Genomic DNA, 24,285 nt, shown 5'->3' on the forward strand with positions numbered 1-24,285 from the left:
CCCCTCCCCCGAAGGCGGTTCCAGAACGCTCCCGCAGCCGCCCCCTTCCCCCGGTTCGCCTGCCCACTGAACCGCCCCGCCGAAGGAGTCCTCCCATGCCCACGCTCGTCTCCGTGCCGGCTCTGGCCAAGGCCGAGGACACCGTCCTCACGGGTGTGCCCGACGAGTACCGGCACTACTTCAGCGGACGGCCGCCGGTCCCCTTCACCAAACGCCACTGGGAGTTCCCCGGGGAGCCCGCCAGCGTGCCGCTGGCCCGCGCCTTCCTGGACACCTGCGCGGCCGCCCGGGACAGCGACTACCGGTACGTCTTCTCGCTGCTGGGCACCGAGCTGGCCACCAACGCCATCCGGCACAGCCGCTCCGGCGAGGAGGGCCAGACCTTCGTGCTGCGGGTGACCCGGGCGCCCAACGGGCTCACGCTGGTCTGCCGGGACAACGGCAGGCCCACGCGCTCCGAGCCGGGAGAGGACCGCCCGCTGAGCGCCGGACCGCTGGAGGGCGACCGGCTCACCGCGGAGAACGGCCGGGGCCTGGCCCTGGTCGACAGCTTCGCCACCGCCTGGGGCGACAACGGCCACCCCAGCATTCGCAAGGTGTGGTTCCACCTGGCCTACGACCTCACCGGCAGCTCCTGGCCCGCGGCCTGAGCCCCCCGGGACGGGGGGAGAGGGGCGGGGGAGAGCCGGACGGGGCGTCCGCTCTTGCCACCCGGGCGCGGGCGTGTCAGCATACTGGCCAGTAGCCGCATGTGGCGCGGATCACGGGACGGCGCGATCCCCGGTCCGCACGGGCCCGCGGGCCCCGTGACACCGCACGCGGCGCCTCAGGCCGACCCCCTCACCTCCGCGGTCCGCGACGGCCGGCCACTCCCCCCGACCGCCCGATCGCGCCCCCCGCGCGGCCCGCCCCGAGGTGTCCGCCCATGGATTCCACCATCGCCACGATCGCGCTCCCGGCGGCACTCGCCGTCATCATGCTCGGCCTCGGCCTGAGCCTGACCGTCGGGGACTTCGTCCGTCTGACCAGGATGCCCGGCACGGTCGCGCTCGTCCTGGGCTGCCAGATCCTCGTCCTGCCCCTGGTCTGCCTCGCCCTCGTCCTGCTCTTCGACCCGCCGCCCGCCCTGGCGGTGGGCATGATGCTGCTCGCCGCCTCGCCCGGCGGCACCACCGCCAGCCTGTACAGCCACCTGTTCCGCGGCAACGTCGCGCTCAACATCTCCCTGACGGCGCTCAACTCCCTCACCGCCATGGTGACCCTGCCGCTGATCACCAACCTGGCCATCGCCCGCTTCATGGGCGACGGCGACACCCTCGGCCTCCAGGTCGGCAAGGTCCTCCAGGTGTTCGCGGTCATCCTGGTCCCCGTCGCGGTCGGCATGCTCGTCAGGGCGCGGGCGCAGTCCTTCGCCCGGCGCATGGAGAGACCGGTCAAGATCGCCTCCGTCGCGGTGCTGTTCGGCGTTATCGCCGTCGCGCTCTACCAGGAACTCGACAACATCGGCGACTACATCGTGTCCGTGGGGCTGATGGTGCTGCTGTTCAACATCGCCAGCCTCACCATCGGCTACTGGGCGCCGCGCGTCCTGGGCACCGGCCGCCCCGAGGCGATCGCCTCCTGCATGGAGATCGGCCTGCACAACACCACGCTGTCCCTGGCCATCGCGCTCAGCCCGGCCCTGCTCGGCAGCACCGAGATCGCCGTCCCGTCCGCGGTGTACGGCGTGCTGATGTTCTTCACCGCGGCCGCCACCGGCCTGCTGGTCACCCGCGGGGGAACCCGTGAGGAGGCCCCGGCGCCCGGCCGCTGACCCGCTCCCCGCCGGGTGCCGACCACAGGACCGGGCCGGGGCCGCTCACCTGCTGTCTAGGTAGGCGAGCACCGCGCGCACCCGGCGGTGCCCGCTGTCGGAGGGCGAGAGCCCCAGCTTCGCGAAGATGTTGCCGACGTGCTTGTGCACCGCGTTCTCGGTGACCACGATCCGCTCGGCGATCTCCCCGTTGTCGAGCCCCTCCGCCATCAGCGCCAGGACCTCGTTCTCGCGCCGGGTGAGCGACTCCAGGGGGTCGCGGACCCGGCGGGCCAGCAGCTGCTGCACCACCGCCGGGTCCATCACCGTGCCGCCCCCGGCCACCCGCCGCAGTGCGTCCACGAACTCGCTGACCCGGCCCACCCGGTCCTTGAGCAGGTAACCCACCCCGCCGCGGCCGTCGGCCAGCAGCTCCCCGGCGTAGTCCCTCTCCACGTACTGCGAGAGCACCAGCACCGGCAGCGCCTCGTGCCTGCGGCGGGCCCCGATCGCCGCGTGGATGCCCTCGTCGCGGAAGTTCGGCGGCAGCCGCACGTCCACGATGGCCAGGTCGGGCCGGTGGCGGTCCACGGCGTCGGCGAAGGCCGCCGCGTCCGCCGCCACCTCGGCCACCTCGAAGCCCCTGGTGGAGAGCAGCAGCTCCAGACCCGCCGACAGCAGCACGTTGTCCTCGGCGATCACGATCCGCACGGCATCTCCACGTCGATCACGGTCGGCCCGCCCGCCGGGCTGTCCACGCGTACCGTACCGTCCAGGGCGGCCACCCGGCGGCGCAGTCCCCGCACCCCGCTGCCGCGCTCCTCGTCCACCCCGCCCGAGCCGTCGTCGCGCACCGTCACCCGCAGCACGCCGCCCGCCCGCTCCAGGCGCACGGAGACCTCCCCGGCACCGCTGTGCTTGACCGCGTTGGTGACCGACTCGGTGACCACGAAGTAGGCCGCGGTCTCCACCGCCACCGGGAGCGCGCCCAGCTCGCCCACGTCCAGGCGGGTGGGGACGGTGGTGCGGGCGGCCAGCGCGGTCAGCGCCCCGGACAGGCCCCGGTCGGCCAGGATCGGCGGGTAGATGCCCTGGATCACCTCGCGCAGCTCGGCCATAGCCTCCTCGGCGCCCTCGTGGGCGTTCCGGAGCAGCGCGGCCACGGCCGGGTTCTCCACCGCCTCCCGCGCCACGCCCAGCTGCATCGCGATCGCCACCAGCCGCGCCTGGGTGCCGTCGTGCAGGTCGCGCTCGATCCGGCGCAGCTCCGCGCCGTGCGCGTCCACCACGTCGGCGCGCGTGCGGCTCAGCTCGTCCACCCTGGCCGCCAGCAGCTCCGCCTCCGTGGGGGCCAGCAGCGCCAGGGTCATGCGGGCGTGGGCCCGGGCCGCCGGGACGGCCGCGCCCAGGCCCAGCGCGCACCCGATCACCGCGTAGGCGACCCCGGTGACCAGCGCGGTGCCCCAGTCCAGCACGGGGAGCCACAGGAGCTGCAACGGCTCCCCTCGCGGGACCGCCCACCAGAACAGGTACTGCGGCGCGCTCAGCGGCATCGCGAGGGCCAGCAGCCCCACGAGCCCCAGCACGGTGCTGGCGGGCGCGAACGCGGGCAGCCACCGCAGGACGCGGCGGGTGGACGGACGCCCCCACAGCTCCCGGAAGCCGGACGCCTCACGCCCGCCCACGCGCGGGACCGGCACGCCCAGGAAGCGGGAGGCCCACCGCTGGTGCCAGGAGGCCCACCGGCCCAGGAGCCCCACCCAGCGCGGGAGCAGCACGAACCCCAGCCCCCCGAGAGGGATGGTCAGCGCCACGGCCAGGGTCAGCGGCAGCATCGCCAGCGTCACCAGTCCCGAACCCAGGACCACCAGCAGGTACGTGCTGGCCCTCAGCGCCCGCCTCCAGACCGCGCCCATGCCCGCCGTCCCTTCGTCTCGCCCGTCGACCAACGACAGTCTGGTCCATCGCGGACACCCCGGGCACTACAGCCAGCCACCCTCTCCGTCCTCGGCGACGTGGTGGGCGACCCGGCCGATGCGTTCGCGGTCTGGCACGAGGAGGTCGCCCGAGGGCGGGAGATCGCCGCCGCCTCCCCCTTGGACGCGATCGGCGGACCGGATCACGGGGACCCCGTCCAGCTGCGGACCATGCTGGTGAGGCTGATCGCTGAGTACGCGCGCCACAACGGCCACGCCGACCTGCTGCGCGAGCGCGTCGACGGATCCACCGGACACTGAGACCGTGGACGGGGGCACTCCCCGCCCGCCTCCGGAACGGAGCACCACCGGTGACCGCCGCGACCGAACCCGCGGCCCGCCCGCCCTCCATGGCGGTGCTGGTGTGGGCGGCGGCGCTGTGGCTGTTCCGCCGGCGCGACGCCTGACCCGGGGGAGGGCCGGGGCGCCGCCGCGCGCCCCGGTTCAGTCCCCCGGCCCCTCCTCGTCGTCCTCGTCACGGGTGAGGGCGTCCACGGCCACCGCCACGCTGATCACCAGGGCGGGGTCCCCGGCGATGTCGGCGCGGTGGGTGTTCACGTCCACCGCGTAGGTGTCCAGGACGCGGAACCACTTGCGGGACACGTGCGCGACGGTGCCGTGCTCGTCGCTGATCACGTACTCCTTGTCGAGGAAGTCCCCGGTCACCTCCCAGTCCGGCGCGCCCTCCACCTCCACCACGAGCTTGTCGCGCAGCGGGTTGACCAGGCGCTTGCGGACGGTGGCGGTGGTGCCGCCCTCCCGCTCGACCCTCATCTGGTCGCGCAGTCTGAACAGCTTCTTGCGGATGACGGCGAGGACGGTGCCGCCGGTGTCCTTGAGCTCGAAGGTCGTGCGCAGCCGCAGCGCCTTGCCGTCCACGAGGAAGACCTTCTCACCCGCCTCGTCGGTCACCCAGTAGTCGTCACCGATGTCGAAAACGCGTTCGCGTACCAGGAACTTCATGCTCCGAAGTTAGGGCACGCGCGCCCGCCGCACCAGAGGCCGTCCGCGCCTGTGGACAACGCCTTCCGGACGGCGCCGCACCGGGCGGGCACCGGCCGTCGGACCGCGCGGCGGGCCCCGCGCCGACACCGTCCACGGGAGGGACCGCACCCGCGAAAGTCCGCCCGCTCCGGCACAACACGCGCCGGAGCGGGTACCTATGGGCACATCCCGACCCGGAAAGGTCCCCATGACCTGGCACACCCGGCCCATGGCCGCGTTCGACACCGAGTCCACCGGCCTGGACACCGGCAACGACCGGATCGTCACCGCCGCCCTGTGGCGCATCGACCCCGCCGCACGCACCAAGGACGTCACCACCTGGCTCATCGACCCCGGGATCGAGATCCCCCGGGAGGCCACCGACATCCACCACATCACCACCGAGCACGCCCGTGAGCACGGCCGCCCCGCCGCCGAGGCGGTGCCCGAGATCGGCGCCGCCCTGGAGAAGGCCGCCGTGGACGGGCTGCCGGTGGTGGTCTACAACGCCCCCTACGACCTGGGCCTGCTCTCCGCCGAACTCCGGCGCCACGACGCAGGGGCGCGCTTCGACGGGATGCTGCGCGTCCTGGACCCGCTGGTGATCGACAAGCGCTTCGACACCTTCCGGCGCGGCTCGCGCAAGCTGGTCGACGTGTGCGCCCACCACGGCGTGCGCCTGGACGCCGACCAGGCGCACGGGGCCGCCGCGGACGCGCTCGCCGCCGCCCGGCTGGCCTGGAAGCTCGCCGCCGCCCACCCCGAACTGGCGGCCATGGACATCGACGACCTGCACGCCGCGCAGGCCGACTGGAAGGCCGAACAGGCCGCGAGCTTCCAGGAGTACCTGCGGCGCAGGGACCCCGAGGCGGTCGTGGACGGTTCCTGGCCGCTGCCCGGCCCCGCCTGACCGGGCGCCGCCCGCCGCACCGCGGCGGCCGGACGGCCACCGGCGGCCCGGACCGCGGACGGCACGAAAACGAGGGGCGGGGCGCCGGGAGCCCCCGGCGCCCCGCCCCTCACGGCGTCGCGCGTCCTGTCCGCCGTGCGCCCTGCCCGGGGCAGAACCCGGCGGACGCGATCGCAGGTGGCGGAAAACGAAGAACGCCGACCGTGGCGGTCGGCGTCGTTCCGGTCGGCCAGCCGGGAGATCCCGCTGGTCCGCTGTGATGTGCCCCCTGCAGGATTCGAACCTGCGCACCCGGCTCCGGAGGCCGATGCTCTATCCCCTGAGCTAAGGGGGCTGGCTTGCGTGAACAACTCTAGCAGGATCGCGCCGTCCTTCGTCCACCCGTCGCCGCCGCGCCCGGCCCGGCCCGGCGATGAACGCGTTCCGGTGGTGCCGTGTCGCCCGGCGGCGGTAGTGTCGCGCCCGTGAACGCCCTACCCACACGGGTTCTCGTCGTCGAGGACGACGACGTCATCCGCGAGCTCATCCGCCTCAACCTCGAACTGGAGGGGTTCGAGGTGTTCACCGCCGTGGACGGCCAGGACTGCCTCGACCGCGCCGCGCACATCGACCCGCACGTGGTCACCATGGACGTCATGATGCCCCGTGTGGACGGCTGGACGGCCGTCGAGCGCCTGCGCGCCGACGCCCGCACCCGCGACCGCCCCATCATCATGGTCACCGCGCGCACCCAGGAGACGGACCACCAGCGCGGCAGGCGCGTCGGTATGGACGCCTACCTCACCAAGCCCTTCGACCCCGACGTGCTCATCGACATCATCCGGAGCCTGGTCGACAGGGGCCCGGAGTGACCCCCGGACAACTGGAGGCCGCCGTCCGCACGGCCGCCGCGCGGGCCCTGGACCTGGCCCCGGACGCGATCCCCTTCGTGTGGCCCCGCAACGACCACGCGGACGGGGGCGCCGACGCCGCCACCGCCCTGCCGCCCCGCCTGGCGGGCGGCTCCGGAGGCCGGGAGCCCGACCGCCGGGGGGACCGCCGCGCCGAGGTCCGCGACCGCGTCGCCGCCGAGCTCTCGGCCATGCGCGACGAGGGCCTGGTGGACTTCGACCGCGTCACCGGCGACGGACGCGGCTTCCTCAACGTCACCTTCACCGGGCGCCAGCGCGACGCCCTGCTCACCGCGGCGGCCGACGGGCCCCGCTTCCTCACCGGCCGGGACTGGGACGGCGAAGGGGAGTGGCCGGCCTCCGCCCTGCACGAGGCCGGGCCGGTCGCCCAGGCCCGCAGGCTCGCCCGCACCGACGCCCGCGCCCGCATCGCCCTGGCCGTCGGCCCCCAGACCCCTCCGCCCGCCCCCGGCGGGGCCACCTGGCGCGACCCCTACCTCGACGGCGGGCACCGGGAACTGCTCACCCCCGCCGCGCGCGCCCTCGGCGCGGTCGGCGAGGACAGCGCGCGCGTCGCCTTCTGCCGCTCGGTGCCCGAACGCCCGCGCGGGACCGAGACCACCGGGCGCGACCTGCCGGTGCTGCCCTCCGCCGAGTACCCCGGGGCCTGGGCGCGCCTGACCGACGCCAACCCCGCCTTCCGGATGCGCTACGCCCACGCCCACGCGACCAGCCTCGTGCGCTGGACCGCCGAGGGCGCGCCGCCCCCCGCGGCCGACCCCGACCGCACCGCCGCCGTGCGCGGCCTCCTCTTCGACGGCCCCAGCGTCCTGGACACGGCCGCCCGCCGAGAGGAACCCCATATCCTGGTCCGATACCTGGAGGCGCTGACCAGTGCCTACGATGAGTGGCGGACGTGTTCCGCCGCGGTCCCCGAAGCCTCTGAGCGGACCGCCGCGGACCCGGCCCTGCCAGCGGCCGTCGCCGGGATCCTCGGCGCCGGACTCCTCCTGCTCGGGGTGTCAGCGCCCACAAGGCTGTAGACGCTCCGCGCCCCCCGGTGGGCCGTACCCGTCCCTGGTGTTCCGATCGGTTCGGTGGACAATGGGGGGTGCCGCCGACCCGCACAGCCGTACAGTCCCAGCCGAAAGCCGATCATGAGCCGCTACGCCCACCCCGCCGGTTCCCGCCACGCGGAGATCCTGCCGGAGGACAACCCGCCGCTGCCGCCCGAGGACCTCAACGCCCTCGACCCGCGCGTGTGGCCCGCCACCGCGCGCCGAGCGGACGGTGAACTCACCGTCGGCGGCGTCGGCGTGCGCGAACTCGCCGCCGCCCACGGCACACCGCTCTTCGTCATGGACGAGGAGGACTTCCGGGGCCGCGCCCGCGACTACCGCACCGCCTTCTCCGACGCCGACGTCTACTACGCGGGCAAGGCCCTGCTGACCAAGGCCGTCGCGCGCTGGGTCAACGAGGAGGGGCTCAAGCTCGACGTGTGCTCGGGCGGCGAACTCACCGTCGCCCTGGCCGCAGGGGTCCCCGCCGAGCGCATCGGCATGCACGGCAACAACAAGTCCGCCGCCGAGCTGCGCCGCGCCGTCGAGGCCGGGGTGGGCCGCGTCATCATCGACTCCCTCGACGAGATCGGGCGCCTCGGCGCGATCGCCGCCGAACTCGGAGCCCGGCCCAAGGTCCTCATCCGCGTCACCACCGGCGTGGAGGCGCACACCCACGAGTTCGTCGCCACCGCCCACGACGACCAGAAGTTCGGCTTCGCGATGAGCACCGGCGCCGCCGCCGAGGCCGTCCGCCGCGTCCTGGCCGACCGGCACCTGGAACTCGTCGGCCTGCACTCGCACATCGGCTCGCAGATCTTCGACACCTCCGGCTTCGAGGTCGCCGCCCGCCGCGTGACCCGGTTCCTCACCGGGGTCCACGAGGAGCTGGGCGTCACCCTGGCCGAGCTCGACCTCGGCGGCGGCCTGGGCATCGCCTACACCTCCGGCGACGACCCCCTGGACCCCAAGACCATCGCGGGGAGCCTCACCTCCATCGTGCGCCGCGAGTGCGAGGAGGCCGGACTGCCGGTGCCCCGCATCGCGGTCGAGCCCGGCCGCGCCATCGCGGGCCCGGCGGGGATCACCGTCTACGAGGTCGGTACCGTCAAGGACGTCGAGGGCATCCGCACCTACGTCAGCGTCGACGGCGGCATGAGCGACAACATCCGCACCGCCCTGTACGGCTCGGAGTACACCAGCCAGCTCGTCTCCCGCGAGAGCGACGCCGAACCCATGCTGTCCCGCCTGGTCGGCAAGCACTGCGAGAGCGGCGACATCATCGTCCACGACCTCTACCTGCCCGCCGACCTGCGCCCGGGCGACCTGGTGGCCGTCGCCGCCACCGGGGCCTACTGCTACTCCATGGCGAGCAACTACAACCACCTGCCCCGGCCGGCCATGGTCGCGGTCCGCGGCGGGAGCTCCCGCGTCATCGTGCGCAGGGAGAACGAGGAGGACCTCCTCCGCCTCGACGTCGGCTGAACGGTCCCGACGGCGGCCGGGGCCGCCCCGAGACGAGGATTCACGAGAGAAGTGGGAGTCACGCCCAAATGGCGATGAAGGTGGCGCTGCTCGGATGCGGCGTGGTGGGCTCGGAAGTCGTCCGCCTGGTCAACGAGCAGTCCGAGGAACTGGCCGCGCGGGTGGGCACGCCCATCGAGATCGGGGGCATCGCGGTGCGCCGCCTGGGCCGCGACCGCGGTGTCGACCCGGCGCTGCTGACCACCGACGCCACGGCCCTGGCCACGCGTCCCGACATCGACCTCGTGGTGGAGGTCATCGGCGGCATCGAACCGGCCCGCTCGCTGATCCTCGCCGCGATCAAGGCGGGCAAGTCCGTGGTCACGGCCAACAAGGCCCTGCTCGCCGAGGACGGCCAGACCCTGCACGCCGCCGCCCGCGACGCCGGGGTGGACCTGTACTACGAGGCCTCCGTGGCGGGCGCGATCCCGCTGCTGCGGCCCCTGCGCGACTCGCTCGCGGGGGACAGGGTCAACCGCGTGCTGGGCATCGTCAACGGCACCACCAACTACATCCTCGACCGGATGGACTCCCTGGGCGCCGGGTTCACCGAGTCCCTGGAGCAGGCGCAGGCCCTCGGGTACGCCGAGGCCGACCCCACCGCCGACGTGGAGGGCTTCGACGCGGCGGCCAAGGCCGCCATCCTGGCCCGGCTGGCCTTCCACACCCAGCGGGTGACCGCCGCCGACGTGCACCGCGAGGGCATCACCGGCGTGTCCGCGGGCGACATCGCCAGCGCCCGCGCGATGGGCTGCGTGGTCAAACTCCTGGCCATCTGCCAGCGCTCGCAGGACGGCGAGTCGGTGGGTGTGCGCGTCCACCCGGTGATGCTCCCGGTCGAGCACCCCCTGGCCAGTGTCAAGGAGGCCTACAACGCGGTGTTCGTGGAGGCCGAGTCCGCGGGCCGCCTGATGTTCTACGGGGCCGGGGCGGGGGGCACCCCCACCGCCAGCGCGGTCCTGGGCGACCTGGTCGCGGTGGCGCGCAACCGCCTCGCCGACACCTCGGTGGCCGAGGGCGGGCACGACACCGGGCTGCCGGTGCACGACATGGGCGAGACCATCACCAGCTACCACGTGGCGCTGGACGTGGCGGACCGCCCCGGCGTGCTGTCCAAGGTCGCGGAGATCTTCGCCGACCACGGCGTGTCCATCAAGAACGTGCGCCAGGAGGGCAGCGGGGACGACGCCCAGCTGGTGCTGGTGAGCCACCCCGCCCCCGACGCCGCGCTCAGCGCCACGGTCGAGGACCTGCGCGTCCACGACATGGTCCGCGAGGTGGCCAGCGTGATGCGCGTGGAGACCTTCGCCGACTGAGGGGACCGCGCACCGCGGACGGCCGCGACCCCGGGGCGGGCCGCACGGAACCCGTGCGGCCCGCCCTGCCGACCCCTGTGTCCGTATCATGAGACACCCGACCGCGATTCGAGATAGTGCGGGCGGGGTCATAGACTCGTAGCTGGTGGGGACGACGGACGCGCCGCCGGGCCGTCCGGGAGCCCCGCCGCTTCCACCGCGCGTCAAGCGAAGCCGCATCCACCCGAAAGGGACAAGTCGTGAGCATGGCACGGGCGTGGCGAGGCATCGTCGAGGAGTACCGCGACCGCCTCCCCGTCAACGAGAGCACCCCCGTTGTCACCCTCCAGGAGGGCGGCACGCCCCTGCTGCCCGCCACGCGCGTGTCCGAGCTCACGGGCTGCGAGGTCTTCCTCAAGGTCGAGGGGCTCAACCCCACCGGGTCCTTCAAGGACCGCGGCATGACCATGGCCATCACCAAGGCCGCCGAGGACGGCGCCAAGGCCGTCATCTGCGCCTCCACCGGCAACACCAGCGCCAGCGCCGCCGCCTACGCCATCCGCGCGGGCATGACCTGCGCCGTGCTGGTGCCCCAGGGCAAGATCGCCATGGGCAAGCTGGCCCAGGCCCTCGTCCACGGCGCCCGCCTGCTCCAGGTCGACGGCAACTTCGACGACTGCCTCGAACTGGCCCGCAAGCTCAGCGTGGACTACCCGGTCGCCCTGGTGAACTCGGTCAACCCCTACCGCCTCCAGGGGCAGAAGACCGCCGCCTTCGAGATCGTCGACGCCCTCGGCGACGCCCCCGACGTCCACTGCATCCCCGTGGGCAACGCGGGCAACATCACCGCCTACTGGATGGGCTACACCGAGTACTCCAGGGACGGGATCTCCACCCGCAACCCGCGCATGCTCGGCTTCCAGGCCAGCGGCTCCGCACCCATCGTCAACGGCGCGCCCGTCACCAGCCCGAGCACCATCGCCACCGCCATCCGCATCGGCAACCCCGCCTCCTGGAAGCTGGCCGAGCAGGCCCGCGACGAGTCCGGCGGCCTCATCGACAAGGTCACCGACCGCCAGATCATGGCCGCCTACAAGCTCCTCGCCGCCGAGGAGGGCGTGTTCGTGGAGCTGGCCTCCGCCGCCAGCGTCGCCGGCCTGCTCCAGTCCGTCCAGGCGGGGCTGGTCGAGCCCGGCAGCCGCGTGGTGTGCACCGTGACCGGCAACGGCCTCAAGGACCCCGACTGGGCGCTGGCCGGAGCCTCCTCCGCCACCACCGTCCCGGTCGACGCCCTCGCCGCGGCCCAGGCCCTCGACCTGGCCTGACCCGCCCGCTCCGCCCCCCGGCGCCCGGCCCCCGGCCGGGCCCGCGAGAGCGCGAGAACACCGAAGGAACCCACCGTGAGCCCATCACGTTCCACCCGGGTGTCCGTCCAGGCCCCCGCCACCAGCGCCAACCTGGGACCGGGCTTCGACGCCCTGGGCCTGGCACTGCGCCTGTACAACACGTTCGAGGCGTCCCTCCGAGAGGACGGCGAGCTGCGCGTGCGCGTCGAGGGGGAGGGCGCCGACGAGGTCCCCCTCGACGAGCGCCACCTCGTGGTGCGCGCCATGCGCGAGACCTTCGAGCGGGCCGGGGAACAACTGCCCGGACTCGACCTGACCTGCGTCAACGGAGTCCCGCACGCGCGCGGTCTGGGCTCCTCCTCCTCGGCGATCGTCGGCGGCGTGGCCGCCGCCAGCGCCCTGCTGGGGCGCACCGGCCCCGACGGCGGACCGGACCGCGACGGCGTCTACCAGATCGCCGCGGACATCGAGGGCCACCCCGACAACGTGGCCCCCTGCGTCTACGGCGGCTACACGGTCGCCTACCGCGACGGCGACCGCTGGGGCGCGGTGTCCCTGGCCCCGGACCCCCGCGTCCTACCGGTGCTGTGCGTGCCCGAGTGGCGGCTGTCCACCGAACGGGCCCGCGGGTTGCTGCCCGAGCGGGTGCCCCACGGCGACGCCGCGTTCAACGCCGGGCGCGCCGCGCTGATGACCGCGGCCGTTTGTGGCCATCCCGAGGCCCTGTACGCGGCCACGCGGGATCGGCTACACGAGTCCTACCGCGCCCCGGCCATGCCGGACACCCTCGACCTCATCCGTGACCTGCGGCAACACGAGAAACTGCCCGCGGTGGTCTCCGGGGCGGGGCCGACGGTCCTGGTCCTGTGCTCCACGGGGGCGGGGGAGGCGTCCGCGGATTCGCCGGAAATCGCGGACCAGGTTGATTCGATCCGCCGGAGGGCGGGTAAGAATTGGGACATACGCCCCCTGCTCGTGGAGCTGGCGGGGGTGCGGTCCCCATCTCCCCATCCGTAGCACCTGTGTCGAGGAATAGCCGTGGCCTGTGGTGGTGTTAGGCTAGGTGAAGCACCAGATGCCCCGTTGCGGGGCGAGTGCTCATCCGCCACAACGGCCTTCGCGTCCCATACTCCGGTGGTCCGGTCCCACGACCAACCGGAAGCGGCGGCCGACGTGTCGAGTCCGCGGTTCTCCCGCGACTGTCGCCAACGTCATCGCAGCCCGCTCCTCCTCGGATGAGCGTGTCTCCACGATGGACGGGCAACACCACCGAGCCATCCGCCCCGACGTCTGGCTGTACCCAGAGCCCGTCGCGATTGGGTACGGGACCGCCTTCACGCCGGTTTCCGAACATCCACGTGGGGCACGCCCTACCCGGCCCTGCCGGTTCGCACCACCGGGCCGGCCGCTCCAGCACCCGCTGACGGCCGACGCCCGCTCCTTGGGAAGGACCCTTAGTGAGCGACACCACCGAACTCCGAACGGACGCGGCGGTCGAAGACAAAGCCACCACCGGCGTTTCCGTGACGGAGGCTGGCGATGGCGCGCCGACAGCCACGCCCTCGCGGTCCCGCACGGCGTCGCGCGGCACCGGTCTCGCGGCCCTGAAGCTCCCCGAGCTCCAGAAGCTCGCGTCCAGCCTGGGTATCACCGGTACGGGGCGCATGCGCAAGAGCGACGTCATCGCCGCGATCGAGGCCAAGCAGGGCGGCCCGGTCGGCGGCCCCACGAAGGCCAAAACAGCAAAGAGCGCAGAGACGGCGTCCAAGGCCGGTAAGGTCGAGGCAACCGACGGCCGGGCCGAGGCTCCCGAGACGCCGGGCTCGGACGAGGCCCCGCGCAAGCGCGCGGACAAGCAGCCGTCGGACCAGGCCGTGACCGACCCCCAGGGCGGACGGGGCGACAAGCCCTCCCGCGGTCGTCGTTCGTCCCGCCGACGCGGTGACGAGCCCGGCGACCAGCCCCGGGCGGTGGACGGCGCCGAATCCTCTACCTCCGCGAGCAGCGTGACCAAGACATCCAGCACCCCCCAGAAGAACGGCCCCGACTCCGCCGAGGACCGTGACAACAGGTCCGGGCAGGGTCGCGAGCGCCAGCGCAACCGCCGCAACCGCAACCGCGGCGGTGACGACCAGAACGCGAACAGCAACGCCCAGCAGGGTGGTGGCGGCCAGAACCAGGGCCGCGGCTCCGGTGGTGGCGGTGGCGGCGACGACGACGACTTCGGCGGACGCCGCCGCGGGCGCCGCCGGGACCGCCGTGACCGCCGCGGACGCGGCGGGGGCCAGGAGCCGGAGCCGGTGATCGGCGAGGACGACGTCCTGCTGCCGGTCGCGGGCATCCTCGACATCCTGGACAACTACGCCTTCGTGCGCACCACCGGCTACCTCCCCGGCCAGAGCGACGTCTACGTCTCCCTGGCCCAGGTCCGCAAGCACGGCCTGCGCAAGGGCGACCACATCATCGGCGCGGTCCGCCAGCCCAAGGACGGCGAGCGCAGGGAGAAGTTCAACGCCCTGGTGCGCCTGGACTCGGTCAACGGCATGTCGCCCGACCAGGCCCGGGGCCGCCAGGAGTTCTCCAAGCTGGTTCCCCTGTACCCCCAGGAGCGCCTGCGCCTGGAGACCGAGCCGCAGATCCTCACCACGCGCATCATCGACCTCGTGGCGCCCATCGGCAAGGGGCAGCGCGGGCTGATCGTCTCCCCGCCCAAGGCGGGCAAGACGATGGTGGTGCAGGCGATCGCCAACGCCATCACCGAGAACAACCCCGAGTGCTACCTGATGGTGATCCTGGTCGACGAGCGGCCCGAGGAAGTCACCGACATGCAGCGCACGGTCAAGGGCGAGGTCATCCACTCGACCTTCGACCGGCCCGCCGAGGACCACACGGTCGTCGCCGACCTGGCCATCGAGCGCGCCAAGCGGCTCGTGGAGATGGGCATGGACGTCGTCGTCCTGCTGGACTCCATCACCCGCCTGGGTCGCGCCTACAACCTGGCCGCCCCGGCCAGCGGGCGCATCATGTCCGGCGGTGTGGACTCCACGGCGCTCTACCCGCCCAAGCGCTTCTTCGGCGCGGCCCGCAACATCGAGGGCGGCGGCTCGCTGACCATCCTGGCCACGGCGCTGGTCGAGACCGGCTCGCGCGCCGACGAGGTGATCTTCGAGGAGTTCAAGGGCACCGGCAACATGGAGCTCAAGCTCAACCGGAGCCTGGCCGACAAGCGGATCTTCCCGGCGGTGGACGTGGACGCGTCCAGCACCCGCAAGGAGGAGATCCTCATGTCGTCCGAGGAGCTCAACGTGGTCTGGAAGCTGCGCCGGGTGCTGCACGCGCTCGACACCCAGCAGGCCATCGAGCTGCTCCTGGACAAGATGAAGGAGTCCAAGAGCAACGCCGAGTTCCTGCTCCAGATCCAGAAGACCACCGTGGGCCCCGAGCGCTGACCCGCGACCCCCGGTCGAAGCAGGCCCCTCTCCCGTTCCGGGAGGGGGGCTTCGTCGTGTCCGCGCGGAACGCGTCCGCTCCGGGCGGAGTCCCGCGCGGGACCGGCCGCTTCCGCAACCGCTCTCCTTTCGAATCGCGGAAGGAGCAGCCCGTGAGACGAAAAAGATCACTACTGTGTTGCGGATCACAGAAGGGTGTATCCCGCGACAGGAAAACGATTTAGGGTCGCGCCGTCGAGTAGTCCCCGCACCAGGGAGCCGCCCGGATGGACAACCTCGCCCTACTCAGCCTCCTCGCGCTCGCCCCGATCGTCCTCGTCGGCGTCCTGCTCGTCGGGTTCCGCCTCCCGGCCATGTACGCGATGCCCGCCGGATACGTCGTCGTGGTCGCCGTCGCCGTCCTCTTCTGGCGGACCGACTGGGTCGCGATCGCGGCCTCCACCGTCCAGGGACTCATCCTCGCGATCGGTCTGCTCTACATCATCTTCGGCGCGCTCCTGCTGCTGTCCACCCTCACCAAGAGCGGCGCCATCGCCACCATCCGCGCCACCTTCACCGACATCAGCCCCGACCGCCGCGTCCAGGCGATCATCATCGGCTGGCTGTTCGGCAGCTTCATCGAGGGCGCCTCCGGCTTCGGCACCCCCGCCGCCGTGGCCGCGCCGCTCCTGCTCGCCCTGGGCTTCCCCGCGATGGCCGCCGTCATGGTCGGCCTGGTCATCCAGAGCACACCGGTCAGCTTCGGTGCGGTGGGCACGCCCATCCTCGTCGGCGTCTCCGGAGGGCTGGAGGGCTCGTCCGCGGTCGCCGCGCGCGCCGCCGAACTCGGCCTGGACGTGCCCGGGTTCGTCAGCCTCATCGGGTTCCAGACCGTCCTGCTGCACGCCGTCGCCGGAACCCTCGTCCCGCTCTTCATCTGCTGCATGCTCTGCGGCTTCTACGGCGGGAACCGGCGCTTCTCCGACGGCCTCGGGGTGTGGAGGTTCGCGCTGTTCGCCGCCTTCGCCATGACCGTCCCCTCGGTCCTGTACAACCACTTCCTCGGCGTGGAGTTCACCAGCCTCCTCGGCGGCCTCACCGGCCTGGTCATCGTCGTCCTCGCCGCGCGCAAGGGCTTCCTCATGCCCAAGCGGACCTGGGACTTCCCGCCCCGCGAGGACTGGCTGGCCCGCTGGAGCGGCACGCTCTCCCCGGGGGACGACGAGACCGCGCCCGCCGACGGCAGGCGTGTCGGCTTCCTGGCCGCCTGGGCGCCCTACCTCATGGTCGCCGCGCTGCTGGTGGCCACCCGCACCGTCACGCCCCTGGAGAACTGGCTGACCGGCGTCACGGTCGGAGCCACCGACATCTTCGGCACCCCCGTCTCCCAGCTCGTCGAACCCCTCTACTCTCCCGGCGCGACCTTCATCCTCGTCTGCCTGCTCACCTACGGCCTGCACCGCATGACGCGCCGCCAGATCCTCGACTCCTGGCGGATGGCCGGATCGCAGCTGGCCGGGGCGGCCGTCGCCCTGCTCTTCGCCGTCCCGCTCGTCCGCGTCTTCATCAACACCGGAGGCGACTTCGGCGACACCGCCATGGAGAGCATGCCGCTCACCCTCGCCGCCGGAGCAGCCGAACTGGGCGGGACCACCTGGCCGCTCTACGCCCCCTGGATCGGCGCCCTGGGCGCCTTCGTCGCGGGCTCCAACACCGTGTCCAACCTGATGTTCTCCCTCTTCCAGTTCTCCACCGCCGAACGCATCGGCATCCCGCCCGAGACCGTCGTGGCCACCCAGGCCGTGGGCGGCGCCGCGGGCAACATGATCACCGTGCACAACGTGGTCGCCGCCTCCGCGGTGGTCGGCCTGGCCGGACGCGAGGGCGACCTCATCCGCCAGAGCCTCCTGCCCATGACCTACTACGTGCTGCTGGCGGGGTCGGTGAGCTACGTCCTCGTCTACGGGTTCGGCCCCAACACCGGCACCGTCATGCTCCTCCTGATCCTCGCCGTGCTCGCCGCCCTCGTCCTCCTCATGCGCAGGGCCGACGCGAACAAGCCCCCCTCCCGCACCGCCGGAACCGCCCCGGAAGGAGGCCGCCGGAAGGGGGAGGAATAGGTACTGGTCCCGGCAACGTTGTGGGTCTGGCAAACTGGTAGCGGGGAGTGGCCCGCCCCTGCTTCGGCGGGGCCCGCCGCCCCGTTACCCGGATCGCCGCGACACCGGTTCGCGCATGGCCCACGACGACCGACCCGCCCCCTGGCGGCCCGGCCAGTCATGCGTCCGGCGGTCGCGCCCCTGATGAGGAGACACACATGAAGGCCGACATCCACCCCGAGTACGTCGCTACCGAGGTGACCTGCACCTGCGGTGCCCACTTCACCACCCGCAGCACCGTCACCGAGGGCAAGATCCGCGCCGAGGTGTGCTCCGAGTGCCACCCGTTCTACACGGGCAAGCAGAAGATCCTGGACACCGGCGGCCGCGTCGCCCGCTTCGAGAAGCGCTTCGGCAAGCGCAAGTAGCGCCGCCCGCCGTCCCGCGGGGCCCTCACCCGGCCCCGCGGGACCAGGCTGACCCCCGAGGGGGAGACGGACAGGCGAGGCAGGCACAACACGACGGGGACGGGCGAACGTGAAGCTGGACGACCTACTGGGGGAGTACTACGAGCTGGAACAGCAGCTCGCCGACCCCGAGGTGCACGCAGACCAGGCCAGGGCGCGCACGCTGGGCAAACGCTACGCGCAGCTCACCCCCATCATCGAGACCTACCGCGCACTCAAGGAGGTCGAGAGCGACATCGACGCCGCGCGCGAGCTCGCCGCCGAGGACTCCTCCTTCGCCGAGGAGGCCGACCGCCTGACCGAGGAGGCCGAGCGCCTCACCGAGCGCCTGCGCGTCCTGCTCGTCCCCCGCGACCCCGCCGACGACAAGAACCTCATCATGGAGGTCAAGGCGGGCGAGGGCGGTGAGGAGTCCGCCCTCTTCGCCGGTGACCTGGTGCGCATGTACCTGCGCTACGCCGAGCGCCAGGGCTGGAAGACCGAGGTCATCGACTCCACCCACTCCGACCTCGGCGGGTACAAGGACATCACGATCGCCTTCAAGAACAAGGGCACCCCCGAGCCCGGTTCGGGCGTGTGGCCGATGCTCAAGTTCGAGGGCGGCGTGCACCGCGTGCAGCGCGTCCCCGTCACCGAGTCCCAGGGCCGCATCCACACCTCCGCGGCCGGTGTGCTGGTCGTCCCCGAGGCCGAGGACATCGAGGTCGAGATCCACGAGAAGGACCTTCGTGTGGATGTCTACCGCTCCTCCGGGCCCGGCGGCCAGAGCGTCAACACCACCGACTCCGCGGTGCGCATCACCCACCTGCCGACCGGCATCGTCGCCTCGTGCCAGAACGAGAAGAGCCAGCTCCAGAACAAGGAGCAGGCCATGCGCATCCTGCGCGCCCGCATCTACGCCGAGGCCCAGGCCAGCGCGGACGCCGAGGCCGCTGCCGAGCGCAAGAGCCAGGTCCGCACGGTGGACCGGTCCGAGCGCGTGCGCACCTACAATTTCCCCGAGAACCGCATCTCCGACCACCGGGTCGGATACAAGGCCTACAACCTGGACCAGGTCCTCGACGGGGAACTCGGAGGGGTCGTCAAGGCCCTGGTGGACGCGGACACCAAGGAAAGGCTCGAAGCGGCTCAGTCGTCATGAACGTCCTGCTCGACGAGGTCGCCCGCGCGACGCGCAGACTCGCGGAGGCGGGCGTGGCCTCACCTCGCGCCGACGCCGAGGAACTCGCGGCGTTCGTGCACGGTGTCCGTCGAGGGGAGCTGCACACGGTCGCCGACTCCGACTTCGACGCCCGCTACTGGGAGTGCGTCTCCCGGCGCGAGGCCCGCGAACCCCTCCAGCACATCACCGGCCGCGCCTACTTCCGCTACCTCGAACTCCGCGTCGGACCCGGGGTCTTCGTGCCCCGCCCCGAGACCGAGATCATGGTGGACTGGGCCATCCAGACCCTACGCGCCATGGACGTCGCCGACCCCCTGGTGGTCGACCTCGGCACCGGCTCGGGAGCCATCGCCATCTCCATCGCGCAGGAGGTGCCGCGCTCGCGCGTGCACACGGTGGAGGTCGACCCCGACGCCCTGGCCTGGGCCCGGCGCAACATCGACGCCAGCGGCCACGCCGACCGGGTCACCTCCCACCACGGCGACATGCGCACCGCCCTGCCCCAGTTCAACGGGCGCGTGGACCTGCTCATCAGCAACCCCCCCTACGTCCCCACCCGCGAGGCCGGAGCCATTCCGCCCGAGGTGCGCGACTACGACCCCGCCCCCGCGCTGTGGTCCGGTGAGGACGGCCTGGACATGATCCGCGCGCTGGAGGCGGTCGGCCGCAGGCTGCTGCGCCCCGGCGGCGCGATGGCCGTGGAGCACCACGACGGCCAGGGCATCGACATCCCCTGGCTCTTCCCCGAGGACAGGGGCTGGCGCGACGTCCTCAACCGCAAGGACCTGGCCCGGCGCGACCGCTTCGTGGTCATGCGCCGCGCCGACGAGGACGGCTGATCGCGTTGTCCGGTTCGCTTCGCTCACGCGCTCGGGCGCCCGAAGGGCGGGAATGGGTTGCAGGAAACACAGCGGCGTCTCCCGTGCCCGGCTCCTTCGTCGCTGGCGGCACGTCCGACGCCTCCAGAACCCCGCCGGCGCCCGAGCGTCGCTGGTGCCCCCCGTATCCCGGGTCCGACCGCGAACCCGGTGGACTCCGTCAAAGATTGAGGTGAACGCAGGTGAGCCGCATCTACGACTGCGCGGACGAGACCGCCCGCAAGGACGGCATCGCCGACGCCGCGTCCGCGGTACGCCGAGGCGACCTTGTGGTGCTGCCCACGGACACCGTGTACGGCATCGGTACCGACGCCTTCAGCCCGACCGCCGTGGCCAGGCTGCTCGCCACCAAGGGCCGGGGCCGCGAGATGCCCCCGCCGGTGCTGGTCGGCTCGATGCGCGCCGCCAACGCCCTCGTCGACGACCTGGGCAACCACGGCCGCGACCTCATGGAGGAGTTCTGGCCCGGCCCGCTCACCCTGGTCTGCACCGCCACCCCCAGCCTGTCCTGGGACCTGGGCGACACCAAGGGCACCGTGGGCGTGCGCATGCCGATGGACCCGGTCGCCCTGGACCTGCTCAAGGAGGTCGGGCCGATGGCGGTGAGCAGCGCCAACAAGTCCGGCCAGCCCTCCGCGACCCGCGTGGAGGAGGCCATCGAGCAGCTCGGTGACGAGGACATCGCCGTCTACCTGGACGGCGGCGAGACCGAGTCCCGCGTCTCCTCCACCATCGTCGACCTGACCTACGCCGTCCCGCGCGTGCTGCGCGCGGGCGCCATCTCCATCGAACAGCTGCGCGCGGTGTGCGGCACCGTGATCGGCGAGCTGCGCAGGGGGCCCCGCAAGCCCGCGCGGCCGGAGGGCGCCGAGGCCGAGGACGCGGGGGAGGCCCCGGCTCCGGAGCCGCAGGCCCCGCGCGAGGAGGACCGGAGCGCTCACGGGACCGCCCCCGACGGCGACAAGAACTAGAGGGGCCAGGACGTGCGTGAGTACGCGCTCACCTTCGTCATCGCCGCCGCGGTGACCTACCTGCTCGTTCCGCTGGTGCGCCGGTTCGCCATCGCCTTCGGCGCCACGCCGCCGGTGCGCGACCGCGACGTGCACACCGAGCCCATCCCGCGACTGGGCGGGCTGGCCATCTACGGGGGCTTCGCCGCCGCCCTGCTGATCTCGGCCCAGCTGCCCCACCTCCAGGACGTCTTCCTCGCCGACACCTGGATGGGCCTGCTGCTCGCGGGCGGGCTCATCACCATCGTCGGCGTCATCGACGACCGCTGGGGCATGGACGCGCTGAGCAAGCTCGCCGGGCAGACCGCCGCCGCGGGCATCCTGGTCTGGCAGGGGGTGCAGCTGCTGTGGCTGCCGCTGCCCGGCACCCAGCTCTCCCTCGGGCCGTGGCTGGGCGCGATGATCTCGATCCTGCTGATCGTGGTGACCATCAACGCGGTCAACTTCGCCGACGGCCTCGACGGCCTGGCGGCGGGCATCGTCGCCATCTCCTCCCTGGCCTTCTTCGCCTACTACTACGTCGTCGCGGTGGAGCAGGGCTTCGTGCGCCAGTCCTATCCGGCGATGATCGCGATCATCCTCGCGGGCACGTGCGCCGGGTTCCTCTGCCACAACTTCCACCCGGCCAAGGTGTTCATGGGCGACACCGGTGCCATGCTGCTGGGCCTGCTGCTGACCTCGATCACCATCACGGTGACCGGGCAGTTCGACGCCAACACCGCGCGCGAGGGGTTCAACTCCGGCCTGGTGGTGTTCCTGCCGATCGCGTTGCCGCTGCTGGTGATCGCCCTTCCGCTGGCCGACCTGGTGCTGGCCGTCGTGCGCAGGACCCTGGCGGGCAAGTCCCCGTTCGCGCCGGACCGGGGCCACCTGCACCACCGCCTGCTGGACATGGGCCACAGCCACGTGCGCGCGGTCCTGCTGATGTACCTGTGGGCGGGGATCGTCGCCTTCGCCGCGGTCGCCCTGTCGGTGTTCGACTCCTGGGTCATCGTGCTGGCGGTGACCGCGCTGGTGGCCACGTGTGCGGTTGGCCTCATCGCCCTGCCCCGCCTGCGGCGGCGCGGACTGCTGTTCCCGCGGCGCAAGGAAAGCGTCAAGACGGCCCCAGGTCACGATTCGCCAACTGATGGCTGACCGGGTCCTCGCGTGCCTTACTTTGGGGACGAAAGAAGGCACTTCTGACCTGCGGATACGGTGGTCGGACAGGTGTGGCGAAGGCGACACGGGCGCGGAAGACCGCCTGGATCGGGCACTTCGTGGACCGTTAAGGTCGCGTTAAGGAACCCCCGGATTCAGCACCAAAAACCTTGTGATAGCTTTCACGAGCAGGCAACCACGACCCCAGACGGAGCTTCGCCATGCAGGAAAACGACGCCTGGAGGGCCTTCCGCGGTGCCGCGCTTCCGGGTGTGGCGTGCGCCCTTCTGGCCTTGGCGGTATCGGCGCTTCTCGCCGGCACGCCGGGCCTGGCCGGCTCCGCGCTGGCCTCGGTGGTCGTTCTCGGCTGCTTCGGTCTGGGACAGGCGGGCGTCATCCTCGTCACCCGCCGGAACAAGGACCTCTTCCTCGCGGCGAACCTCGTGGGCTTCGTCCTCAAGATGGCGGTGCTCGGCGTTGTCCTGGTCACCCTGGGCAACAGCTCGTTCGTGGCCAGCCTGAACAGCTCGGCCTTCGTGTACAGCGCGTTGGCCGTCGTCCTGGCCTGGCTGGGCGGCCAGACCTGGACGATCTCCAGGACGAAGACGCTCCACGTCGACCCGGTCGAGAGCGCGGAGAACGGGTGATGGAGTCCCCCGGCCGTGCCCCTCGAAGCGGGCGTAATACGATGCTTCCCGACGGCTGGGACTCAGAGTCCCCGTCCGAGCTCACATGCTATATTCCGGAGCGAGATGAGCAGCGAACCGACCAGGAAGACAGACGCGCACGAGGATTCGGTGCCGCGTCAGTCCGACGGGTGGGCCCTCTTCTCCACTCTGCTCTCGGGCGTGCTCGTCTGGAGCGCGATCGGCTGGGCCGCGGACGAGCTGTTGGGTTTCCAGGCACTGTTCCTGCCCATCGGGGCGGTTCTGGGAATGGCGGGCGCGATCTACCTGATCGTCGCCAAGTCCCGTCGCTCCTGAGTCCCCCAACCAGTCCGGCGTCGCGGTTCGCGCGACAACGCTCCGCAACAACCATCAACGAGGCTTTCTTGCGTCACGACGAAAGGATTCGCCGTGAGTGCTGACGTGCGCATTCTCGCGGCCGAACCGAATTGCCACTTGTTCGGTGACAACGGGTGCGGTTTCACGCCGCCCACTATCGGGATGTTCTTCCCCGAACCGTGGTACACCAACGTTCCCGGCAGCGCGGGTATCGACCTCTACCTGGTCCTGCTGCTCGTCGCGGTCGGTGCCGTCCTGCTTCTGTGGTCGTGGTTCAGCCGCAAGCTGAGCCTCGTCCCCGGGCGCAGGCAGAGCGTCGGAGAGATGCTGGTCCTCTTCGTGCGCGACCAGATCACCCGTCCCACGATGGGCGCCAAGGGCGACCGGTTCCTGCCGTTCATGACGGCGGTGTTCACGCTCATCCTGGCCATGAACTTCACCGGCCTGATCCCCGGTATGTTGCCGGTCAACAGCAACCTGGCCTTCACGGCCATGCTGGCGGCGGTCATCTACGTCATGACCATCGTGATCGGCGTCCGCAACCAGGGCGGCTGGGGCTACTTCCGCAACCAGATCTTCCCCCCGGGGATGCCCAAGGTGATCTACATCCTGGTCACCCCCATCGAAATCCTCTCGGTGTTCCTCATCCGGCCGGTGACGCACGCCCTCCGTCTCTTCGCGACCATGTTCGCGGGCAGCCTGCTGCTCGCCGTGTTCGCCTACGGCGGCTGGTACATGCTGAACCTGACGGCCGGACCGGTCCTGAGTACGGTTTCGGTGCTCTTCTCCGGTGCCGCTCTGCTCGGCTACCTGGCCTTCTTCCTCTTCGAGATCCTGATCATGGCCGTCCAGGCGTTCATCTTCACGCTCCTGGCCAGCCTGTACATCAACCAGTCCCTCGAAGCGGCCCACTGATCCCCGCACACCCCCCGGTCCCCCCGGGCCGGGCAGGGGTGCGGGAAGCCACAGATCCGTCCACACCGGCGAACTGACCCACTTGCGAAGCGCAACGCCGGACGTCGAGTAAAAGGAAACATCAATGGACATCGCTGCGATCACCGGCAACATCAACACCATCGGTTACGGCATCAGCGTCATCGGCGCCGGTATCGGTGTCGGTATCGTCTTCGGTCTCGGCATGCAGGCCATCGCCCGCCAGCCCGAGGCGCGCGGTCCGCTCCAGACCAACATCTACCTGGGCTTCGCCCTGATCGAGGCCCTGGCCATCCTGGGCTTCGTTCTCGCCTTCGCCGCCCCCACCGGTTCCTGACCCAGGTTCGCCGGCGGAATCTGATGGCAACTGACGCGAAGGAGGGCTGACC

General features: G+C 71.9%; 24 protein-coding genes and 1 tRNA gene. 21 read left to right on the forward strand and 4 right to left on the reverse strand.

From position 1 onward, the window contains the following. Positions 1-95 precede the first annotated feature (95 nt). Together ACSTA4_RS05385 and ACSTA4_RS05390 are read left to right on the forward strand one after the other, a co-directional pair. Entirely contained in the window at positions 96-650 is a 555-nt protein-coding gene (locus ACSTA4_RS05385; protein WP_212641328.1) for an ATP-binding protein, read from the forward strand. 275 nt (positions 651-925) lie between these two features. Next, the gene (locus tag ACSTA4_RS05390) at positions 926-1,813 is read left to right on the forward strand and encodes a bile acid:sodium symporter family protein (RefSeq protein ID WP_444962633.1); all 888 of its coding nucleotides are present in this window, start codon (positions 926-928) and stop codon (positions 1,811-1,813) included. Between the two features lie 45 nt (positions 1,814-1,858). Here ACSTA4_RS05390 and ACSTA4_RS05395 read toward each other — a convergent pair whose 3' ends face one another. Then, positions 1,859-2,503 (reverse strand): LuxR C-terminal-related transcriptional regulator, encoded by a 645-nt coding sequence (locus ACSTA4_RS05395; RefSeq protein WP_013151363.1) that lies wholly within the window; start codon positions 2,501-2,503, stop codon positions 1,859-1,861. Further along, on the reverse strand, positions 2,491-3,708 hold the full coding sequence (locus ACSTA4_RS05400) for a histidine kinase (RefSeq protein WP_444962634.1): 1,218 nt from the start codon (positions 3,706-3,708) through the stop codon (positions 2,491-2,493). Before ACSTA4_RS05400 ends, ACSTA4_RS05395 begins: the two co-directional genes overlap by 13 nt. A gap of 99 nt (positions 3,709-3,807) precedes the next feature. Between ACSTA4_RS05400 and ACSTA4_RS05405 the strand changes: the two genes are divergently transcribed. After that, positions 3,808-4,029: a mycothiol transferase gene (locus ACSTA4_RS05405; RefSeq protein ID WP_444962635.1), complete on the forward strand. Its 222-nt coding sequence runs from the start codon at positions 3,808-3,810 to the stop codon at positions 4,027-4,029. Between the two features lie 183 nt (positions 4,030-4,212). Here ACSTA4_RS05405 and ACSTA4_RS05410 read toward each other — a convergent pair whose 3' ends face one another. Continuing rightward, a complete protein-coding gene (locus tag ACSTA4_RS05410) occupies positions 4,213-4,731 on the reverse strand; it encodes an LURP-one-related/scramblase family protein (RefSeq protein ID WP_444962636.1) in 519 nt (172 codons plus the stop codon). 229 nt (positions 4,732-4,960) lie between these two features. Here ACSTA4_RS05410 and ACSTA4_RS05415 point away from each other — a divergent pair, with 229 nt between their 5' ends. Then, on the forward strand, positions 4,961-5,662 hold the full coding sequence (locus ACSTA4_RS05415) for an exonuclease domain-containing protein (RefSeq protein WP_444962637.1): 702 nt from the start codon (positions 4,961-4,963) through the stop codon (positions 5,660-5,662). A gap of 262 nt (positions 5,663-5,924) precedes the next feature. On the opposite strand, the gene ACSTA4_RS05420 is transcribed toward ACSTA4_RS05415, so the two are convergent. Beyond that, a tRNA-Arg gene (locus tag ACSTA4_RS05420) sits at positions 5,925-5,996 on the reverse strand. A 130-nt stretch (positions 5,997-6,126) separates the two neighbouring features. Between ACSTA4_RS05420 and ACSTA4_RS05425 the strand changes: the two genes are divergently transcribed. The 17 genes from ACSTA4_RS05425 (at position 6,127) to atpE (ending at position 24,233) form a co-directional block, all read left to right on the forward strand. After that, on the forward strand, positions 6,127-6,513 hold the full coding sequence (locus tag ACSTA4_RS05425) for a response regulator (protein WP_248773715.1): 387 nt from the start codon (positions 6,127-6,129) through the stop codon (positions 6,511-6,513). Next, entirely contained in the window at positions 6,510-7,595 is a 1,086-nt protein-coding gene (locus ACSTA4_RS05430) for a DALR anticodon-binding domain-containing protein (protein ID WP_444962638.1), read from the forward strand. The genes ACSTA4_RS05425 and ACSTA4_RS05430 overlap by 4 nt, the downstream gene beginning before the upstream one ends. A gap of 114 nt (positions 7,596-7,709) precedes the next feature. Beyond that, positions 7,710-9,095 carry a diaminopimelate decarboxylase gene (lysA, locus tag ACSTA4_RS05435; protein ID WP_444962639.1) on the forward strand — a complete coding sequence of 462 codons (1,386 nt, stop codon included), beginning with the start codon at positions 7,710-7,712 and terminating at the stop codon, positions 9,093-9,095. A 68-nt stretch (positions 9,096-9,163) separates the two neighbouring features. Beyond that, on the forward strand, positions 9,164-10,450 hold the full coding sequence (locus tag ACSTA4_RS05440) for a homoserine dehydrogenase (RefSeq protein WP_444962640.1): 1,287 nt from the start codon (positions 9,164-9,166) through the stop codon (positions 10,448-10,450). Between the two features lie 245 nt (positions 10,451-10,695). Further along, on the forward strand, positions 10,696-11,754 hold the full coding sequence (gene thrC / locus ACSTA4_RS05445) for a threonine synthase (RefSeq protein WP_013151374.1): 1,059 nt from the start codon (positions 10,696-10,698) through the stop codon (positions 11,752-11,754). Between the two features lie 99 nt (positions 11,755-11,853). After that, complete coding sequence (gene thrB, locus ACSTA4_RS05450) at positions 11,854-12,792, forward strand: homoserine kinase (protein ID WP_444964103.1); 939 nt, start codon at positions 11,854-11,856, stop codon at positions 12,790-12,792. 440 nt (positions 12,793-13,232) lie between these two features. Beyond that, a complete protein-coding gene (gene rho, locus ACSTA4_RS05455; protein WP_274976428.1) occupies positions 13,233-15,224 on the forward strand; it encodes a transcription termination factor Rho in 1,992 nt (663 codons plus the stop codon). 266 nt (positions 15,225-15,490) lie between these two features. Further along, positions 15,491-17,323: an L-lactate permease gene (locus ACSTA4_RS05460; RefSeq protein ID WP_444962641.1), complete on the forward strand. Its 1,833-nt coding sequence runs from the start codon at positions 15,491-15,493 to the stop codon at positions 17,321-17,323. A 197-nt stretch (positions 17,324-17,520) separates the two neighbouring features. Beyond that, entirely contained in the window at positions 17,521-17,730 is a 210-nt protein-coding gene (gene rpmE / locus ACSTA4_RS05465; protein WP_013151378.1) for a 50S ribosomal protein L31, read from the forward strand. 109 nt (positions 17,731-17,839) lie between these two features. After that, on the forward strand, positions 17,840-18,910 hold the full coding sequence (gene prfA / locus ACSTA4_RS05470) for a peptide chain release factor 1 (RefSeq protein ID WP_444962642.1): 1,071 nt from the start codon (positions 17,840-17,842) through the stop codon (positions 18,908-18,910). After that, positions 18,907-19,770 (forward strand): peptide chain release factor N(5)-glutamine methyltransferase, encoded by an 864-nt coding sequence (gene prmC / locus ACSTA4_RS05475; RefSeq protein WP_444962643.1) that lies wholly within the window; start codon positions 18,907-18,909, stop codon positions 19,768-19,770. Before prfA ends, prmC begins: the two co-directional genes overlap by 4 nt. A gap of 221 nt (positions 19,771-19,991) precedes the next feature. Beyond that, entirely contained in the window at positions 19,992-20,780 is a 789-nt protein-coding gene (locus ACSTA4_RS05480) for an L-threonylcarbamoyladenylate synthase (RefSeq protein ID WP_444962644.1), read from the forward strand. Between the two features lie 12 nt (positions 20,781-20,792). After that, complete coding sequence (locus ACSTA4_RS05485) at positions 20,793-21,956, forward strand: MraY family glycosyltransferase (RefSeq protein WP_248773721.1); 1,164 nt, start codon at positions 20,793-20,795, stop codon at positions 21,954-21,956. A gap of 224 nt (positions 21,957-22,180) precedes the next feature. Beyond that, a complete protein-coding gene (locus tag ACSTA4_RS05490; RefSeq protein ID WP_274976433.1) occupies positions 22,181-22,606 on the forward strand; it encodes a hypothetical protein in 426 nt (141 codons plus the stop codon). 105 nt (positions 22,607-22,711) lie between these two features. Beyond that, a complete protein-coding gene (locus tag ACSTA4_RS05495; protein ID WP_019608761.1) occupies positions 22,712-22,942 on the forward strand; it encodes an AtpZ/AtpI family protein in 231 nt (76 codons plus the stop codon). A 105-nt stretch (positions 22,943-23,047) separates the two neighbouring features. Then, complete coding sequence (atpB, locus tag ACSTA4_RS05500; protein WP_047868486.1) at positions 23,048-23,878, forward strand: F0F1 ATP synthase subunit A; 831 nt, start codon at positions 23,048-23,050, stop codon at positions 23,876-23,878. Positions 23,879-24,002: 124 nt separating this feature from the next. Continuing rightward, complete coding sequence (gene atpE / locus ACSTA4_RS05505; RefSeq protein ID WP_013151386.1) at positions 24,003-24,233, forward strand: ATP synthase F0 subunit C; 231 nt, start codon at positions 24,003-24,005, stop codon at positions 24,231-24,233. Positions 24,234-24,285: the final 52 nt, after the last annotated feature.

It is taken from the genome of Nocardiopsis sp. M1B1 (genome assembly GCF_052466615.1).